Consider the following 1629-nt stretch of genomic DNA (forward strand, 5'->3'; position numbering starts at 1 on the left):
TATGTAGTCGTCCCTGCAAAATTCATTTTTCAAGCCAACGCCCAGCGTTGATCTGAGTTTTCCAGTCGGGTGAGGCTGATGATTTTGGCCAATTTCTCAAACAAAGCCGTCAAACCCGCCGCCTGCAACAGGCACAACAAAAGGCCCAGGCCTTTCTTGGCGATCATCCTCAGCAGCCAACGGATGTTGTAGCCCGCAGCGCACAGCACCGCGTGCAGTGCATCGCCCTCTGATCCCTTGAGGTGGCAGCGGTCCATGCGGTGATCGGCCTTGAGGTGCCCGATGATCGGTTCAATCGCCTGGCGCCGTTTGAGCAGTCTGCGCTCTTTGTCTGTCAATCGCTTGTCTTTGCCTCGGTGCTTGATCTCGATGTCCGGGTTGTCCTTGTCCACACCCCGGTAACCCAGGTCGGCGTAGACCACCTCGGGTTTGACGCCCAGGTACTGCATCAGGATCGTGCTCTGTTCGATCTGTTCGTGCATCGTGTGCCCGTCATACGGATTGCCGGGGAAGCTTCTGGCCCCCACGATCAGATTGCCCTTGAGCGTCATAGCCAGACCCACCTTCACACCAAACTCGTAGGGGTTGCGGCTCTTGCCTTTTGAGATGCACTCCACCTCTGGCGCATGCCAGCTGTAGAGCTTGGCGCGGTTGTCCACCGCCTTGCGGCTGGCGGTTTGAGCCACCAACCGTTTGGCCTTGTCCAGCGTAACACCCAACGCCTCTTGCACGGCTTGGCTCAGCGTGCTCATCTTGCGACTGACCTCGCGCTGGAGCTTGGCCACGATGGTGCGCTGGCGCTTGATAGCCTTGCGCATGCGTTTGAACTGGCGGGCATGGGCATAGCGGCCCGACTTGAATCGAAGCTCTCGACCTTCTTTGGCATGGGTCTGCTTGAGCTCAATGCCAGCAGCTTTGGCTTCTTCGACCACTTTGGCGCGGGCCGTCTCCAGCAGCTTGCTGTCGGTGGGGTGGGTAATGGCCTTTTCTTGCACTGTCGAATCGACGATCACGCGGGTCAATTCTTTCTTGGCGATCAGCTTGAGCGTGACCGCCACCTGCATGGTGCGCGCCAGCAGCTCTTCTACCCCTTCTTCACCCAAGGCTTTGCGAAATCGCCCCAACTGGGTTGGGTCGCATGGCCACTGGTGTTCAAAGTATTCGTTGCCCGAAAAGTATTGCCAGGTGGGGGTCTCGCCCCAGCGCTGGATCACGTCTTCATCGCTCTCGTTGAACGCGTGCTTGAGGTACAGCAGCGCTACCATCAGCCGCGTCGGCAAGCGCGGGCGGCCAGCGTTAGAGGTGCCGCCACCGGCCACGACAGAAACTGGGCCGAACAAGTCAAGATCCTCGATCTTCTTGCCAGCCTTGACTTGCCGAACCCAGCGCTGGGCCAAGGAAGCCTCAATCTCTTGCCAGGGCATGCGCTTGGCCAGCACCGCCAGCGGGTGGCGCAAATCGATCATCTGGTCCAGACGGTTGCGAAAAAAATCATCGGTCATGGTGCTGTCCTCAAAACTCCCAGAAAACAGCCTCCATTGAATATGTCTTTGGGAGTTTTGAATATTCGGAATCACCCCAGATTGTCAGCATTCATGCGGGTTGTAGGGGTTTTGCTGGGACGACTAT

General features: G+C 57.8%; 1 protein-coding gene. It reads right to left on the reverse strand.

Annotated elements, in window-relative coordinates:
- Positions 1–29 precede the first annotated feature (29 nt).
- Positions 30–1502 (reverse strand): IS5 family transposase, encoded by a 1473-nt coding sequence (locus QLQ16_RS15755; protein WP_283225596.1) that lies wholly within the window; start codon positions 1500–1502, stop codon positions 30–32.
- Positions 1503–1629: the final 127 nt, after the last annotated feature.

It is taken from the genome of Limnohabitans lacus (assembly GCF_030053395.1).
In the GTDB taxonomy this organism is placed as follows: domain Bacteria; phylum Pseudomonadota; class Gammaproteobacteria; order Burkholderiales; family Burkholderiaceae_C; genus Limnohabitans_A; species Limnohabitans_A lacus.